Source organism: Mycoplasmopsis anatis, assembly GCF_900660655.1.
Classification (GTDB): domain Bacteria; phylum Bacillota_I; class Bacilli_A; order Mycoplasmatales; family Metamycoplasmataceae; genus Mycoplasmopsis; species Mycoplasmopsis anatis.
Window position 1 is genome coordinate 307,022 of sequence record NZ_LR215035.1, and the last position, 18,768, is coordinate 325,789.

At 26.5% G+C, this 18,768-nt stretch carries 13 protein-coding genes; 6 read left to right on the plus strand and 7 right to left on the minus strand.

Going from position 1 to position 18,768, the window contains the following annotated elements:
* Positions 1-165: 165 nt before the first annotated feature.
* The gene (locus EXC66_RS01325) at positions 166-1,797 is read left to right on the plus strand and encodes a hypothetical protein (RefSeq protein ID WP_006886915.1); all 1,632 of its coding nucleotides are present in this window, start codon (positions 166-168) and stop codon (positions 1,795-1,797) included.
* 229 nt (positions 1,798-2,026) lie between these two features.
* Here the strand turns inward: EXC66_RS01325 and EXC66_RS01330 are convergent, their stop codons facing one another.
* From EXC66_RS01330 to EXC66_RS01350, 5 genes are all read right to left on the minus strand, one after another.
* Positions 2,027-3,970, minus strand: coding sequence for a hypothetical protein (locus EXC66_RS01330; protein WP_006886916.1), 1,944 nt, complete (start codon positions 3,968-3,970; stop codon positions 2,027-2,029).
* A gap of 139 nt (positions 3,971-4,109) precedes the next feature.
* Complete coding sequence (locus EXC66_RS01335; protein ID WP_006886917.1) at positions 4,110-6,044, minus strand: hypothetical protein; 1,935 nt, start codon at positions 6,042-6,044, stop codon at positions 4,110-4,112.
* Entirely contained in the window at positions 6,037-6,933 is an 897-nt protein-coding gene (locus EXC66_RS01340; RefSeq protein WP_006886918.1) for an ABC transporter permease, read from the minus strand. The genes EXC66_RS01335 and EXC66_RS01340 overlap by 8 nt, the downstream gene beginning before the upstream one ends.
* Positions 6,926-7,786: an ABC transporter permease gene (locus EXC66_RS01345; RefSeq protein WP_006886919.1), complete on the minus strand. Its 861-nt coding sequence runs from the start codon at positions 7,784-7,786 to the stop codon at positions 6,926-6,928. Before EXC66_RS01345 ends, EXC66_RS01340 begins: the two co-directional genes overlap by 8 nt.
* Positions 7,770-9,146: an ABC transporter ATP-binding protein gene (locus tag EXC66_RS01350; protein ID WP_006886920.1), complete on the minus strand. Its 1,377-nt coding sequence runs from the start codon at positions 9,144-9,146 to the stop codon at positions 7,770-7,772. Before EXC66_RS01350 ends, EXC66_RS01345 begins: the two co-directional genes overlap by 17 nt.
* A 421-nt stretch (positions 9,147-9,567) precedes the next feature.
* On the opposite strand from EXC66_RS01350, the gene EXC66_RS01355 reads away from it, so the two are divergent.
* Genes EXC66_RS01355 through EXC66_RS01375 form a run of 5 tightly spaced genes read left to right on the plus strand, consistent with a single transcriptional unit; the run spans position 9,568 to position 16,481 of the window.
* Positions 9,568-11,379 (plus strand): ABC transporter ATP-binding protein, encoded by a 1,812-nt coding sequence (locus EXC66_RS01355; RefSeq protein WP_006886921.1) that lies wholly within the window; start codon positions 9,568-9,570, stop codon positions 11,377-11,379.
* A 36-nt stretch (positions 11,380-11,415) separates the two neighbouring features.
* Positions 11,416-13,278 carry an ABC transporter ATP-binding protein gene (locus EXC66_RS01360; protein ID WP_006886922.1) on the plus strand — a complete coding sequence of 621 codons (1,863 nt, stop codon included), beginning with the start codon at positions 11,416-11,418 and terminating at the stop codon, positions 13,276-13,278.
* 12 nt (positions 13,279-13,290) lie between these two features.
* The gene (locus EXC66_RS01365) at positions 13,291-14,835 is read left to right on the plus strand and encodes a hypothetical protein (protein ID WP_129622322.1); all 1,545 of its coding nucleotides are present in this window, start codon (positions 13,291-13,293) and stop codon (positions 14,833-14,835) included.
* A gap of 32 nt (positions 14,836-14,867) precedes the next feature.
* Entirely contained in the window at positions 14,868-15,185 is a 318-nt protein-coding gene (locus EXC66_RS01370) for a hypothetical protein (protein ID WP_129622324.1), read from the plus strand.
* Positions 15,186-15,230: 45 nt separating this feature from the next.
* Entirely contained in the window at positions 15,231-16,481 is a 1,251-nt protein-coding gene (locus EXC66_RS01375) for a GumC domain-containing protein (RefSeq protein WP_040544605.1), read from the plus strand.
* An 83-nt stretch (positions 16,482-16,564) separates the two neighbouring features.
* Here EXC66_RS01375 and EXC66_RS01380 read toward each other — a convergent pair whose 3' ends face one another.
* The gene (locus EXC66_RS01380) at positions 16,565-17,548 is read right to left on the minus strand and encodes an NAD(P)-dependent oxidoreductase (protein ID WP_006886925.1); all 984 of its coding nucleotides are present in this window, start codon (positions 17,546-17,548) and stop codon (positions 16,565-16,567) included.
* A gap of 10 nt (positions 17,549-17,558) precedes the next feature.
* Positions 17,559-18,668 (minus strand): AEC family transporter, encoded by a 1,110-nt coding sequence (locus EXC66_RS01385; protein WP_006886926.1) that lies wholly within the window; start codon positions 18,666-18,668, stop codon positions 17,559-17,561.
* Positions 18,669-18,768 lie beyond the last annotated feature (100 nt).

Sequence of the window (18,768 nt, forward strand, 5' to 3'; positions counted from 1 at the left end):
TAAGCATTAAAATACATATCTTTTTTTTTTTTTTTTCAATTACTTTTATACCTATAAAACATGGTTTAAAGTTATAGAATATATTTTATTAAATTTTGTAACTTATTAAAAAAATGTAAAATATAAAAGGATAAAACATTATAAGATAAAACAAAAGGAAATAATATGAAAAAAATTAGTAAATTAATTCTTAAAACAGGAGCTGTAATATCTACTCCAATTGTTCCAGTTATTGCTATGTCAGCAGCAACAACTAGTGAAACTGAATCTCAACAAAATACACAAGCCTTCATAACTAAAGCTTCATTACTATCAGCTAAATTCATGGATTTAATTGAATTAAGCATTAAATTTGAAGGTGCAACTGATTTAAATACTAAGGTAAAAACTTTTGTATTTAGTTTCTTGTCAAAAAATTCTGATATTTACCAAAAAATGGCAAATAAAACATTTACCAAAACAGATTATGATTCAGCCATCAAAAAGTTCAATGAAAGCACTTTAGAAATAGTTTATAATGGTTCTAAACAAGTTGTTGAAGAAGGGGATAAAAGATTAAAACATTTAAGTGAATCTGCTAAGAAATTTAGTCTAAATGGATTTGAAAGATTATATAATTCATTGCAAAAAAATGGTTCTGAATTTTCACTTAATTTTACAAACTCAAAAGGTGAACCACAAACAATTACACATTCATCATTGAAGAGTTTAGATACTTATAAGACTGAAAATAATGTAGAAAAATCGTTATGAGAAATTAAAAACAATATTTATGCTTTATCAAAAATTTCACCTGTTGTTGAACATGCATTCTACTTCGATTTTATGAATAAAATCAATGATAGAGCTAAGGAAAATAGCGAATTAAACTTAGGATTAGATGAGTTTTTATCAGGAAATGTATTCACTATTAATGATCCAGAACTTGGTGCGGGTAGTTATGTTGAACTAAAAACCAAATATTCTTCAAATCCTGAAAAATTAGAAAAAATTACAAAAGCTGAAACAGCATTTAATACATTTGTTTCAAAAATAACTAATGATTCGGATCAATCTAAAGCTCAAGAAACTCAAAAATTCATAAATGAAGATATGGCCAAATACAAAGAACAGTTGAAAAAACTTGATGATCTCATAATAAGTAAAATTTTCGAAAACACTGAACTAAGTTCATTGTATAAAAATGCCGGTTTTGCAAATCCAACATTTACTGATACTTATAAGAGTGAATTAGGATTTTCTATTGCTAATATTGAATTACTAAGAAAATTAACATTAAATTCAAATGAATATAACAGTAAATATGAAGAATTAAAAAAATATACCGATAACTTAGAAAACTATAAAGACCAACTATTAAACGAAAACAAGAAATTAAAAGATGACATTTCAAGTAAAGATAATGAATTAGCTTCAAAAAATAGTGAAAATGCATCATTAAAAGATCAATTAACAACAACTAATAATAAAAATAATTCACTTGTAAGTGAAAACGAAAAATTAGCTGCGGAAAATGCTAGTCTAAAAGAAAATAAACAAACTTTAACTAATGAAAATAATTCACTTAAAGAAACAAATACTAAACTTACTACTGAAAATACTCAAAAAGAAAGTGAATTAAAACACAGTCAAGATGAATTAGCTAAAGTTTCTACAGAAAATAGAGAATTATCTAAATCTGGAACAATTAAGAATGTATTTTGAATTATTTTCTTAATCCTTTCAATTGTTTTTGGTACATTATTCGCACTTGTTTCGCACAAAAATAGAAAACTAAAAAAAGAACTTAAAAAATAAATAAAGTATTTAGAGAGCTAAAAGCTCTCTTTTTTATAAATTAAGTTTAATATATAAACTTAAACTAAATTAGAATAATTAGTAATGCAAAAAATGCAGAAAATAATTTCTCCACACATTTTTTACTACACCCGATTTAGAGAATAATTATTCTAGACATTTTGCTGAAGCAAAATTAATTTAATGTTCTAGTATACAAGGTAATTAAAAAATGTAGGAACCCCTACATTTATGCTTTAGTTTGTCTGTAGTATTCAAAAACAACCTTAGAGTTTAAATAATCTTCTATTGGTGCTAATCCTTGATATTGAATATTAATTCCATCATCTACTCAGAAGATATCTTTAGCTATATTATCTAGATTAAAATCATCGTCAATAAAATAATTTTTATAAATAAATAACATATCTGCGTTAACAGCTGTAGCGTAATTTATGAAGTCAAAATTATCTAAATTTAGGTAATTGTGACTCATTTTATAATTTACTATTGAATTGTAATTTTCTGAATTATAATCTTTAGTATTTATATTTGCTGTTGAAAGATACCCAACTATTATATGTTTTAGTTTATTTATATCAAAATCATTGTTTTGTAATTCAAAAGTTTTAGTTAAGTCAAAATTTAGATAATCACTAAATTTATTTAGTATTCCTAAAATTAATAATTCGATAGGATTTTTATAATTTTCCACTAATTGAGAATAATTCAAATTAGATCTTGTGGTAGTAAAGTCTTTAATTATAGGATTAACCAATTCTGAAATTACATCCAAATAATAATTTTTCATCAGTGAATTATCTTGTAAATATTTTTTATAATGTAATTCGTTAATTTCGAATAAAGTAGTATTGGTTATTTTTTCAGATTCTTCTTTGTTTAAGTAATTGTTGAATAACTCACTATATTTTTCATATTGAAAGTCACGGAAGATTTTTTCTTCTGATTTAATTAATGCTTGTTTTTTAGTCTCTTCAAAGTTATTGGATGGGGAATTATGTTTTATTTCAAGAAAACTGCGGTAGTTTAATGAAAGATTCTGAAAAATATTATTACTAATAACATCCGTAAAGTAATTATTATTTTCGGGTGAATTAGTAGAGCTGAACATTATTCCGTCGACTAAGAAAATATTTTGTTTAGGTCTAATAAATCTAATTGTTTGACCATCTACTGTCTGACTTGAATTATCATTAGAATAATATGCATCAACTGCATCACCATTATACATAATGGTTGCATTTGTTGGATCACTTGGGTCAACAAGTCTATTTACTATTTCTAAACCCTCGCCTTTGAAGGTTATATGTTTGGTGTCGTTAAAATCATACCCGGTACCATCATTTATTAATGATTTAAAATTTTCAATTAATCTAACGTATGTTTCTTCACTGACTTCACCGGTAAAGTTTTCACTAGTTCTTTGACCCTCAGTACCTAATATAACATCATAAGTTGACCCATAAAGCATGTTATCTCTAAAGGCGTCAGTTATCATGTATTTGTTGTAACCAACAGTTTTTAATGCTTTAAGAATATCAATAATTTCAAACTTCTTATTATCATCATTAAGATTTAAAACTTTATTAAAATCTATTTCATTTAATAATTCTCCATCTTGACCGATTTTTTTATAGTTATCATTGATTTTTATTTTATTTATGTTATAAGTTATGACCATATCTTGAATGATATATGGAAAGAAATATTCTCAAAGATGAGCATTGATTTTATTCCCATGTTCATCAAATTGTAAATATTTGTCATAACTCTTAAGATGCAGAAATACATTATCACGTAAAATTACACGGACTGCTTCTTCGTAATTTTCTTCCTTTAAATCAGGCATTTGTAGCAATTTTGAATAATTAATTTTGCTTAGTTTACCTTGTCTTATTAATTTTGTTGCTAGAAATTCTGTTCCAATACCTAGCGCTGCATGATTATTAATCATTGCTGTTTGAAATTCATTTATCTCATTAAATTGTTTATATAAAAAACTTTTACTTAATTCTTTTTCATTATTTTTTGATATTGCAGCCTTGTAGTTATAAAAACTTGGTTTAAATTTGTTTGTTGCTTTATAAATAACACTAGCACTAAAACCAGTAAAGGTGGCAATAAGTCCTAGAGAATATAATATTATTTTTGCTTTTCGCTTTAATATTTTCATTATTACCTTTAAATGTTTTTTTATCTCTATCAATTTTTAGTCTTGATTTTTATGGTATATGTTTAGCAAAATTATACATAAAATAAATTTTATTTATCAAAAAAATGAAATTCTAAAAGTACTATAAATTAGAGCTATTTTATGATTTTGTTTGCTTGTAATATTCAAAAGTTATTTTACTATTTAGATAATCTTCGATAGGAGAAATACCTTTATATTCTATTTCATCATTTTCATCAATTCAAAGAATTTTTCTTACTGTCTCATCATGTGTTAAATCACCATTGTAAAAATAGTTTTTATATATAATATTCATGTCTAAATTAACGCCAGTGGTGTAATTTACATAATCAAAATTATCTAAATTTAAATATTTTGACGAAATTAAGTCTGAGATGAAGTTATTGTATTCTGGTGAGTTGATTTCATTTTCAGTTATTGTGATAAACCCTAAATAACTGGCAGTTTTGTTAATTCATTCTGACTTAAAGTCCGAATTATATTGTTTATCAAGAGGTATGCTTTGATCATATCCTAGTTCATCACTAAATTTATTTAAAATTTCAAACATTAATGTTTTTTCTCATGAATTATTAGCTTCTTCAGAATTATCATAAATAATTGAATCTAATTTCTCATTAAAATAGTTGCTAATAACTTGAACATAAAAATCATCAAGTGTTGATTTGTTTTCTTTAGATGCTAATTTAAAGTGTTCATTATTGAATAGTTCAACAATTTCATTAGAAACTTTTAGATAATTATTTTCAAAATATGAATTAGATTTGATTAACTCAGCAATTTTGTTTGTTTGTCAATCTTTATAAACTGCTTCTTCACCTTTAATCATCGCTAAGTTCTTGAGTTGTTTAAATGGTAAGTTAGGGTATTCTTTTTTAAGCTTTAGATATTCAATATATGCTAAATTTACGTTTTGGTAAACATTTTCTGTTAAATAACTCATATAATTTTCATTATTTTCTTTTGAGTTAGATGCACTAAACATAACTCCATCAACTAAAAATACATTTTTGCTTGGGCGCACGAATCTAATAGTTTCACCATCAACAGTGGAAGCGGCATTATCATTAGAATAGTATGCATCAATTCCGTCACCATTATACATAATAGACACATTTGTCGAATCAGATGGGTTTACAATTGTATTAACAATTTCTAATCCATCACCCTTAAAAGTTATGTGAGATGTGTCATTAATATTAAAACCTGAACCATCTTTTATCAAATCTTTAAAGTTTTTGATTAAACGTTCATAAGTTTGTTCAGTAACTTCACCAGTAAAATTTTCATCAGTTCTGCTTTCAGGTTTGTCTAAAACGGTGTCATATGCAGAACCATATAGCATATTGTCTCTGATTGCATCGGTAATAATGTATTTATCGTACCCAACTTTTCTTAATGTTTTCATGATATCAACCATGTTAAAAGCATCTTTGTTGTCAGAGTTTAATATTTTTGCAAAATCAATTTCATTTACTAACTCACCATTTTCGTCTCGTTTTTTGTATTCATCAGCAATATTAACTTTATTGATGTTGTATGCAACTATAGCATCTTGAACAAAATAAGGAAAGAAATATTCTCAAAGATGAGCGTTTATTTCATTTCCATTCTCATCGTATTTTAAGTATTTATCATAGCTTTTAAGATGATTAAATACTGATGGTTTTAAAATAACTTTAATTGCTTCTTCGTAGTCTTGTGGTTTTAAATTTGGAAGATTGAGAAATTTTGAATAATCGATTTTTGATATTTTTCCTTTAATTATTAATCTAGTTGCTAGGTATTCAGTTCCAATACCAGCAGCTGCTCTATTATTTAAAATAGCATTTTGGAATTCAGTTAATTCATTAAATTGTTTGTATAAGAAATGTTGTCCGATCTTTTCTTCATTACTCTTTGAAATAGAAGCACGATAATTGTAAAAACTAGGTTTAAACTTTTTTGAAATTTTATAATTTATCGCACTTGCTAAAATTCCAGCTGAAAGAATTGAACCGGCAATTAATGCAGTATTTCTATAAATGGTTTTTTTGAAGTAATTTTTAGACATCCATCTCACCTCCACGTAAATTTAGTTCGACAGTGTTTTCAAAATTTCCCTTTTGTTTGTCTTTGATAATAATTTTTTTAAGTCAAGTTTTTTTGCTTCTTTTGATGTGTTTATTTTTGATTCCAATGTATATCGCATTACCAAAAATAACTATAATTAGTGCAATAACTCCAAAACATAATGCTCATGCTTCGAATTGTCCTTCGTATAATTTAAGACCAAGTGTTGGTGTATTTGAAGTAGTTCTTGTGATAATAAAGTCATCAAAACTAAATACACAACAAACTACAGAAGTCATTATGATAGAGGGAATCATATATACAAAGTAAGTTTTAAATCATGATCTTATTTTTGAGTAACCTAAATCCATTGAAGCTTCGAATAAGTTGTTATTGAATTTTTCACTTCTTGGATACATTAAAAAGATTGCATAAGGTAGTGTCATGACAGCATGACCGATAACTACTCTAAAAAATCCTTCATCATCTGAACTTATAACACCAAAAAATAAAGTAAATACTAGAACTAAGCCAATGGCTGTAATATTATCTGGGTTAATAAGTGGAATATTAGAAGTTACACTTAATGAACTTCTTAGTACTCTACTCTTTGAACGATATACAGCATAAACAGAAATTAAAGATATTGTAATAACTATAATTGATGTTAGTGCTGCTAAGATTATAGAATTAATTAAAGCTATATCTCTACCTGAGTTAAAAATAGTTGTTCAATTATTAAATGTAAATTTAGATCAGGAAGTTAAGTAAGTTCCTTTATCACTGCTTTTATTAAATGTAAAAATTGCTCCCACTACAAGAGGAATGTATACAAAACCTAAAATTATAAATACATAACTTCGTTTAATTGATTCTCAAATTTTACTCATATGTAAATCCTCTCTTAAATCTAAAAATAATTTTAGGTGCAATGATGATAATAGAGTAAATACCTATGAAAATAAATGAAACTACAATAACTAAAGATGATCCTTTAGCTAAATCATATTTATTTCCTGGGTTAATTGTAATGTTGATTAAGTCACCAACCATTTGATTTTGAGTTCCATCAGGTAATAATTTAGTTGAAACTAAGAATGTAGTAGCTGTACTTAAAAATATCATACTATAACCACTTAAGATTGCTTTAAGCGAATATGGAATAATAACCTTAAAGACAGTTTTAAAAGTGTTGTATCCCATATCACTTGATGCTTCAATAATATTTCTTGGCATGTCTTTTAAAACTGTGTAAAGTGGCATTATCATAAGTGGTAAATTAAGATAGAATAATCCAAAAACCAAAAATCACTCTGAATTTAGACTATCAACATTATTTGGGTCGATGATATTCAAGAATAAAGTTCTAATTGAATAAATTCTAGCTATTGTGAAAATAGCCATAGGACTTAAAATTAAACTTATTGCATAAATTTTAAATATTTTTGATTTACTACTTGAAACAAAATAAGCATAAGGGAATCCTACAACTAAACATAGAATTGATGAGACAATTCCTATTCTTAATGAACGGAAAATAATACTTCAAGTAGAGTAAGTTTTTAATAACTCTCAGTTATCGCTGGTTGAACCATTAGGTGTTTTTAAAGGTGCAAAAGCACTAACAATAATTAAAATAATCGGAAGGATGATTAGTAATAAAGCTATTAATAAGTATGGACTAATTAATCAGCCACGTTTATTATCGGTGTTGAATAATCTTTCTTTAATTTTTGAAAACATTTGATTCGTAATCTCACTTAGGATCTTTTGCCATTAAATGGATTGAGTCAATTGTTCAACTCAAGTAAACTGTATCACCGATTTCAAATTTTTTGGCTGTTTCAACAAAAATTTCATGTCCATCATTAACAATAACTTTAATGTAGTAATAGCTTCCTCTATATGTTAAATCTTCAATTATACCCTTGATTCTTTTTGCACTTTTTACATCTTTATCAGTGATGTCAATATCTTCAGGTCTAATTAAGGCGTCTACTCTTGAGTTAATTGGAAATTCATCTTCTGAGTGAATTGTTTTGAATTCACTATTGAGCATTTTAACATTTCCACCTTTAATAAATTTAGCATCAAAGATGTTAGAATCACCTATAAAGCGAGCTACTCAAATATTTTTTGGATAGTCATAAATTTGCTTTGGTGTATCATATTGTTCAATTTTTCCACCACGTACTATAGCAATACGATCTGAAAGAGCAAGTGCTTCGTTTTGATCGTGTGTTACAAAAATGAATGTCAATCCAAGTTCTTGCTGAATATTTCTTAATAATACTTGCATTTTTTGTCTAATTTTTGCATCAAGTGCACTAAGTGGTTCATCAAGAAGTAATATCTCAGGTTCAATTACTAAACTACGAGCTAATGCAACACGTTGTTTCATACCACCAGAGAGTTGAGTTATCGAACGAGTCTCATTTCCTTTTAAACCTACTAAGTCAATCATTTCAGAAATTTTTTGATCCATTTCATCACGGGTCATTTTTCTTTTAAAGTATCTATTTTCAAAAGCTTGGGTTTTTTGGATCACATAGTTTTCTCAATATGAATATTTAAAGTCAGAATCATCTAATCAATTTTGACGTTTTCTGTATTGTAAAGTTTTAGGTTTAAGTGTTTCTAATTCTTTTTCATATTGTTCTTGAATCTTGTCAAGCTTTTTCATTTCTAGTTCAGCTTTTTTAGTTCATATTTCAATTTTTTTCTTTAATAAGCTGATGTGTTTTTCATTAATTGTTTTTTTTGGAACTCTTTTTAATTTAAGACCATATCTTATATTTCCTTCAACATTTAGATGAGGAAATAAAGCATAGTCTTGGAAGATTGTTGAAAGATTTCTTTTATATGGTGGTAGATCCTTAATATCACGGTTATTGAATTTAATTTCACCACGAGTTGCTCATTCAAACCCACCAATAAGTCTTAAAATTGTTGTTTTACCTGATCCAGATGGTCCAAGTAAAGTTACAAATTCACCTTTAGTAATTGTTAAATCAACATTATCTAAAACAACTTTAGAACCGAATTCTTTGACAACTTCTTTAAGTTCAATAATAGAATTTTTCTTTGTTTCTTTTTTTGCCATTTTAACCTCCTTAATATAATATTTAAATTCTTAGTAAAATAGGGGAGGCTAAATCGTACAAATCTTTTAAATATTCCTCTACAAAAAATGATAATTTAGGATACTGAATATCACTAAAAATTACAAGAACAAATCTTGTAATGCTCTGATGAATTTTCTTCAGTATTTTAATCATGTAAAAGATTATACAAAAAATAGAAAAAAATTACTAATTATTACTAAAAAAAATAATTATTTAAGATTTATGAATAGCTCTATTTTATAGTTGTATAAATGTTAAAATCAATTTTGTTTTTTCAAAAAAAATTTTAAAAGAAATAAAACTAAAATATTTACCATATTTTTATTAATAAAACAATACTATTGCAATGCATAAAAACATTAAATGCTATAATATTTTCATTATATTAGAAAGGGATATATGTGAAGAATGTTTAAAATGCTTCCAAGAAGAATAAAATTTTTGTTTTTCACTGGAATATTTTTAATTTTGCTCAATGTAGCTATTAGCTTGATATTACCTGGTTTTATTTCTCAATATGTGGTTTTAGCAGTTAGTTCAAGTGAGACTGAAATAGTATCATTAAAAGTATTTAATAAATTTATTGTAGCTTCAGGAACTAGAAATATGATGTTGACTGAACTTACAATAATTTCAGTAATATTAATACTTCTAGCTTTTCTTACTTCATTTTTAAGTATTGTGATTACAACCTGAGGTGGAGAAAGAAGTAGTGAATTTTTCAGAAATAAAATTTTTAATAAAATTCAACATCTTTCACTACACGATATAAACAAAGTGACTCCTGAGAGTTTAATTACTAGAATTTCAAATGACGTTGCCATTTTTTGAGAATTACTAATTAGCGCTACTAATGCATTAATTAGAGCCCCATTATTAATTATTGGTGGAATAATTTTTACAATTATGACAGATCCAAAACTTTCTTTAACAATCTTTTTATACTTACCAATTTTAATTGTTGTTTTAATTATTATGATTAAAATTAACAATCCTTTACTAGTTAAAAATCAAATAACTATAGATAAAATAACTAAAGAAGTTGAAGAAAATATTCTTGGTGCTAGATTGATTAAAACCTTTAATCTAAAAGAAAAACAATTAAGAAAATTTACTGAGCAAAATAATAAATGACTAAAATTGCAAACTAAAATTAATAATGTTTTTGCTATTGGTCATCCTATTTTCTTTGTGTTAATCAACTTAGTTGCAGTTGCAATATATGCTCTAACAGCTCATACTTTATTTAATTCAACTACTCCAGATGTTCAAGAGTTAGCTAATATTAACGTGTTTTTAGAATACATTTTCACTATATCGCTAGGAATAATTCTTTTTAGTACCTTCTTATTTGTCTTTTTTAGAGCTAAGGTAAGTTGTGCTAGAATCAATGAAGTTTTAGACTTTAAAAATCAAGACTTAAAAGTGGAAGATGGTCTTTCAATAGAACATACTGTTGATAACATCACTGGACTTTCAGTGCAATTTAAGAACTTTAATTACAAGTATTTCAAAGACTCAGAGGAATATGCATTATATGATATTAATATAGATCTTAAGCCTGGTCAAACCCTTGGTGTTATTGGCCCAACTGGTTCAGGAAAAAGTTCTTTAGCTAATTTACTAATTAATAATTATAAATATGACACTGAAGAAAATGGACATATTTTAGTGGATAATAAAGAAGTAAACAAAATTAATACTTCTGATTTACACAAAAATATAGGTATAGTTTATCAAGATGCACTACTATATTCAGGCACTATTAAAAGCAATTTACTTTTTGCTAAACAAGATGCAACTGAAGATGAAATTAACAAAGCTTTACATAATTCTTGTTCAATAGATTTTGTCCAAACTTTTGAGGATAGAACTAATCATATTGTTGAGCAACGTGCTAAAAATCTTAGTGGTGGTCAAAAACAAAGACTTTCTATAGCAAGAACATTAATCAACAATCCCAAAGTTTTAATTTTAGACGATTCAACTAGTGCACTTGATAATATTACAACCAAAAAATTATTGACTAATATAAAACAAAACTACAATTGTACAACGATTATTATTAGTCAAAAAATAAGTTCTATTAAACATGCTGATCAAATTATTGTGCTTGAAAAAGGAAGAATAACTGGTCATGGGACTCACGAAGAACTAGCGGAGAAAAATGAATGATATAAAAACACTTTTACAAATCAACTTGAACAATAATACTTAATTTAAAAAATTATTTAACAAAGGAGGAAAATGCGTAATAGTGAGTTTATTATTAACAAAAAAGCAAAAGATAAAGAATTCTCAGCTTACAAGGTTTTTAAACAACTTTTAAGTTATGTTCAAAACGAAAGAAAACGTTTAATTTTTGGTATTTTTTGTTCATTGTTCAATGCGATTTTTTATGTTTTAGGAAGTATTTATATTGGTTATGTATTTAGAAATTACTTTGAAGTAATCTTTAAAAGTGCTAATCCTAATTTAGCAATAGCAAATTTTGATATATTTCACTTTAGTATCGACTTAATTATTCTAGGTGGATCATTTATTTTATATGGTTGCTTTAGATATGTAGAGAGTCTTATTTATATAAGAATTTCGTATAATCAATCAGCTCGAATGCGTCAAGAGGTAATGGAAAAATTAATCAAAATGCCTATTTCATACTATGACAAGCAAAAAGCTGGTGATTTAATTTCTACAATTATTAATGATATTAACAACGTTTCAAATACTTTGATGAATACACTAAATCAATTTTTTTCAAGCTTTTTTAATGTTGTTATTTCAATTAGTATAATGTTTATGGTTTCAACAATTTTAACGTTAATTGCCGTTCCAATGTCACTAATTTTATTTGGCCTATCACTTCTAGTTATAAAAAGAGCACAGCCATACTTTGTTAAAGTACAAGATAGCTTTGGAAAATTAAATGCCTTTGTTGAAGAAAATATTGCAAATATGAAAGTGACAAATTCTTTTGATAGAGAAAAATTAGTTTTTGATCAACTTAAGTTAATCACTCAAGAAATCAAAAGAACTGCTTACAAAGGTGATTTAACCGCTCGCTCTGTTGATCCTTGATTCGGTTTTACATCATATTCAGTTAATTTAGTGGTTGCTGCAATTGCAGTGGCACTATATTTTGCTAAAGTGAATGTATATGGTTTAAGTTATTTTGGTTCAAATCAAAACGGAACTGCTAGTGGTGGACTTATCATTACTTTTATTGCACTAAATTGGAATTTTATGGGTCCTTTTAACACTTTATTAAACATTAATTTCTCTCTTCAAGTTGGGATCGCATCATCAAATAGAATTTTTAAATTATTAAATCTCAATCCTGACAAAGATCATACTGAAGAGATTTTCTTGGACAAAATTGTCGGTGAAATAGAATTTAAAAATGTATTTTTTAGATATAACAAAAACTCTAAAAAATACCAGCTCAATAATGCTTCTTTTACTGTTAAACCAGGTCAAACTGTTGCTATTGTTGGACCAACTGGAGCAGGAAAGACTACAATAGTTAATTTACTAAGCAAATTTTACGATTATGAATCAGGTTCAATAACTATTGATTCACATGAACTTAGACATATTGACACTGAAAATTTAAGAAACTTAGTTTCTGTAGTTTTACAAGATTCATTTTTATTCAATGATACTATCAAATGAAATTTAACAATGGGGAATGAAAATGTTACTGACGAGCAAATTATAGAAGCTGCAAAACTTACTGGAGCCGAACACTTTATTAATCAATTCCCAGAAAAATATAATACTAAAATTGAAAATAACGGAACAAACCTAAGTCAAGGGCAAAGACAATTATTGAATATCACTAGAGCAATTCTAGCAAATAGAAATATGTTAATTTTGGACGAAGCAACTTCAAATGTTGACTCTCAAACAGAAAAAGTTATCCAAAATTCATTATTGAAATTAATGGAAAATAAAACAAGCTTTATAATTGCTCATAGACTTTCTACAATCAAAAATGCTGATATTATTTTGGTTGTTGATAATGGTTATATTATTGAAAAAGGAACTCATCAAGAGTTATTAAAACAAAAAGGTTTCTACTATAATTTGTATAGTTCAAGCTTTAAATAGTTAGGAGAAAACATGAAAAAAGCTAAATATATATTATCTACTGGTGCACTCTCAAGTGTTGGACTGGCGAGTTTATGTTTTGTAAGTTGCGAAGACACTAATAGTGAAGAATATATCTATAAAACACATAATATAGAAATTAAACTATTACTTAATAAATGCTTTGAGACATTAAATTCAATGAATGGTTCACTTATTTCAGCACCAAATGACTATCCAGAGTTGATGAAAAAATTTCAAGATTTTCAAGGTAAGTACAATGAAGCTAATAAAACTAAAAAAATATCATTAGATTATTACAAAAGTCTTGTTGAATTTGATTTATCTCTTGTAAATAAATTAAATTCAAATATTGATACTAAATTAAATGAATTAAGAAATCAAGTTAAAGAATTACAAAAAGAAAAAGATACTTTAAGTTCATTGACTAAAGAGGAAGCACATGAAAAAGAGCAACTAATTAATAAATTAAATGCAGAACTAAATAAAATTCAAGGTGAATTAGACTCTATTAAAAATAAGTGAGTTCAAAGAAATTACTCAGCAAAAGATACTTTACTTGACCTAACAAAACTTACTATTGATACATTTAATGTTTTAGAAAAAAATCCACAATTACAATCATTTTATGAGGAATATAAAGAATTCTTTAAGAATGAAAGTGTAAAATATAATGAAATTTTAGACGAGGAAGATAACTACAGTAACTTAAATAGTTTTACTTACCGTATTATTCAAGCAACTTTAAGAATTTCACTAATTAATGATACAGCTACAAATAGACTAGGATTATCAAAAGAACAGTTTCACTTTCCTTTAGATCCACAAACAGCTAAAAATAATGCTTTTGATACACTGTTTGATTGGAGAGTTTCTAATTTAGAAAAATTGCTAGCACATTTAAATAACCAATCGCTAGAAATAAATGATAAAGAACAAATTATTCAAACAATTCAAACTATGAAACAAAGATACATTGAGAAAAAACAAGAAGCTAAAACAGCTTATGAACAGGTAGTTTATTTCGGTTATCTTGAACAAAACTACTGATCAGCATTAATTAAAGAAGGTTCAATCAATGAGTTTATTCCACAATTAAAAGCTGGCTTTAATGTATCTGAGATATTTAATAATGGTAAAATAACAGATCAAGAAGTAATAAAAAAGATTAATGATTTTGCTGAGCAAAATAGACAAAGAATCAATAACATTGTTAAGAAATACTGAGCAGATTTAAAATCAATATACAATTTAAAAATTTATAATTCATTATTCAATAACGCATATGATTATAAATATATTTTATATGATCAAAGTGTTAAAAGCATTAATGAAATTATGGGTAAATTATTTGAAAATTCATTAGTTGATTTAAAATTACAAGAACAATTAAATAAAGAATTTTTTGAAAGTCAAATTCTTAAGATAAATAATGAAGCTTCAAAAATTTTAAGACTTGAAAATGGGTCATACAAAGGTTTGATTGTTGACACCATTAAAAGTGTTGACGTAAATAGTCCATTTTATAATTCTATTCTTCAAAATTCTCATATTTAGATGATTCAACCAATGTATCTAAAGCATACAGAATGAGCTCAGAAAGTGTACAAGATTCTTACAATAGATATTTAGCTTTAAAAATGGAATTAGTTAAAATTCAAACTGCACTTAAGGTTTTAAACATCTGAAAAGCTCAAGAGATAAATCTTTCATCTGACAATGGTTTAAGAGAGATGATGCACTTAGATGATGAATATAATAAATACATCGAAATTTTTAATAAAACTAAAGAAGAAGCCGAAAGACTTGAGGAGTTAAGAAAACAAACTACAGAAGCTCAAATAGCTAAGATTGAAGAGTTAAAAGATTTAGTTTATCAAGCTTTTGAAGATTCTTATAGTGCGTAAAATTTAGAAGATTTTACAAATAAAAAACAAACTATTGTTAATTTATTGCAACAATCAAAAGATGGCTTGGCTGAGAACTACGGTGAAGGAAAATTATTAACCCAAAGTGCTGATTTAGATTATTTAACTAGTTTCTTTAGTGAAAAATTTGATGAAATAAGATCAATTGTAGCTCTCAGTGATGATGAAGCTAATGCTAAATTTAGAGAGATAAAAGATCTAGTTTCATCCATTAACTCAGAGTTTTCAAACGTTTTAGATTTAATCAGAGGTGATGCAAGTCAAGTTTCACCAATAGAGACAGAAACTAAGAAAAAAACACGTTTTGAAAATTGAATGAATCAAATTACTGGCTTAAAAAGTAACGCAAATAATGTGGAAGAACAAAAAACAGCTATAAAAAATATTTGATCACAATTAAATATTATTGAAAGTGATATTTATGATTATTACGATGGTTTTGGTGATGAAATATTTACTAATGCAGCATCTGCTAAGAGTGAAATAAGAAAAATAAGAAATGAAATTATAAACAGCGAAACCTTATCTAATTCAGAAATTAATACAAAATTTAATGAAGTAAACTCACAGCTAGATCTTATTATTAAAGACTTAAGGGATTTAGTTAAATCTTCTGAAGAAAAAATTGCAAAATACAATCAAGATGCAGAGCTAAATCAACCAGGTTATGAATTTAAGTTAAAAGCATTAAATGCTAAAGCAATAAATGATGTTGTATCTGGTCAAGAAATATATGTTTTATTACGTAATTTCTTCCAAGATCAAGAAAATTACGTTAAATTTAGAAACAACTTTTTAGACAAAGATGAGAAAAAACAAGTAGATCATAATGCTTATTTAATCACAACAAAAAATACAAGTGATTACATTGATACTCAAAAATATAAATCATTAACTGAAATTGATATTACAAGTATTTTCTTTAACGACGATAGAGAAAATGATGATAATGTTTCAATTATTAAATCTCAGTTTAAATCAGATTTAATGTCCAAAGAGATGGAATACTACAAAGCGTTAAATAAATTAATTTTTAACGAAGAAAATTTAAGTATTGATGAGATTAAACAAGAACTAAGCAGGACTAGACAAGCATATTACTCTAAATTATATGAAAATGGAGTGTTAATCGAAAATAATTCAAGCACAAAATTTAGAACTGATGATTTAGGTGTTAATCCTTCATTTGATAAATTCCTAGATTTAGTTTTAGAATACTCACAAATTATTGCTTCTCAAAAGGTTCTTGCAGAAATTAATGAATTAAATAAATAAAATACTAGCTTAGGCTAGTTTTTATATTTTCTTAATTTTATTTAAATAAAATAAAAAAGGATTTAATCCTTTTCTATCACAGATTACAATTTATTTTTGCAATCACCTGTATTTGTGTATTCATTAATGTTATCTAATGTGTATTCAATCATATTTAATGCAGCTTCATCTGTGTATGAACCAATGTGTGGACTAACAAGTAGTCTTGGAAATAATTCATTTAAATCTTTAATAAATTGGCTATTAGCATCAAGTTTTTTACCAAAGTATTCTGATTCATAGTTTAATACATCAATTCCAGCACCGTATAATTTATTTGAACGAATAGCTTCAATGATATCTTGGTTATTTTGGATTTGACCGCGAGCTGTATTAATTAGTACAGCTCCATCTTTCATTTTTGCTATTAAGTCCTTATTTATCATCTCATCATTTTGTCCCTTAAAATAAGGCATGTGAAATGAAACTACATCAGCTTCTGAAAGTGCTTGATCTAAAGGTAAGTATTCAATAACATCTTTAAAACTCTCATTTGGATACAAATCATAACCAACAACTCTAGCTCCAAGTCCTTTGAACATTTTAGCAGCTTCAAAACCAATTTTACCTGTTCCAATAATAGCTACAGTGCTATTTTTTAACTCTTTTGAAAATCCATTTGGATCAACAGTTAAATCTCCACTAAGGGCTTTATGTGCAAAATAAAGTGATTTTCTAGTTAGTGAGTGAGCCATTGAAACAGCTAATTCAGCGATTGCTGTTGGTGAATATGAAGCAACTCTTGCTAATTTAAGTCCTTGTTCTTTAGCATAAGTTATGTCAATGTGATCGTATCCAACAGTTCTTGTAAATAAATATTTAATTCCTTTAGATTTAACTGCGTCAATAATTTCTTTATTAACCTTATCTTGTCCTCTAACAACCACTACATCTACTCCATCAAGCAAATCAATTCTGTCAAGTGAGATAACTCCGGTTGCTAGTTTTAGTTCGTAATTATATTTAGAGCTTAGTTTTTCAAATAGTTCTCTCTCTACATCTCTAACACCAAAAAATAGTACTTTCATCTTTCTCCTTTTAGATAAACACAATATTTGATACTATTACTCAAATAGGAAGAATAACAACTGCTAGTAATGTTGATAATGCTGATGATTGTGCTGCAAATTCTTCTTGAGTTTTATATTGAATTGCATAAAGAATAACAACTGTAGCAGGTGGTACTGATGCAAAGATTACCATTGATATAGCGATTTCTTTATTAATTAGTCCACCATAGTTAAGTCCTAACATTACTAGGAATACAATAAGTGGTATTAAAATTAATTTTTGTGCACTGAAAATTCATACTCATTTGTCTTTTACAGCAAGTTTTAAATCTGATGCTGCAAGAGTTATACCAATTGCTATTCAAGTTAGTGGTGAAGCTAATGATCCTAAATATTCAACAGTTTTATAAATTCATGGAGCTGTAACTTTAAGCTCAAATCATCCTGTTTTTCCTTTTGGACCAAATGTTGCTCAACCAGGAATCATTGTTGTTAATCAACACACTAGACCGATGAATGTTGCGATAACAATTGGGTTAACAAAAGCTGTTTTCATAGCCTTTTTGATATTTTGTTTATCAACACGAACACCTGAAACCATGATGAATGCAAATGAATATAGGAATATTCTATACGCAATGTTTCACATATTTGCTGATATAACACCATCATTTGGATATAAACTTTTAATTACTGGTAATCCAAAAAATGTTGTACTTCCGAAAATTAACATCATTCAGATAATTAATGCTCTTTTTTCTGTTAAATTTCCATCTGGGTTTGCAATTTCATTGTTTTGAATTTTTGCTGAAGTTCTTTTAGCACTATTTGGGAAGAATTTAATTCAAATAATTGAACAGATGCTTAATAAGATATAGAAAGCAAATGCAACTCCTAAAATAATTCCTTGTTGTTTTAATTGTTCTAATGATGCTGTACTCATAAAACCTTGTAAAGCTAAAGCTGGTACAGAAATCGAAAGAACAACCTTACTAAGACTTCCTTTTCATTCTTTTTTAAGAACGTTCATTTTAGTTAAAACAAAACCTATTGTAATAATAATTAAAGTGGCTAGAATAGCACCTCAAAGATTAACATTACTTAAAGTTTTAGTTAAAACTTCTTTTATGTCTGTCATAATAAATAACCTTTCTAATTTTTCAATAATTATTTTAATGTTTATTTTATAAGTAAATTTACCTTGTCAATTTTATGAAAAAAAATGTGAAAACATATCC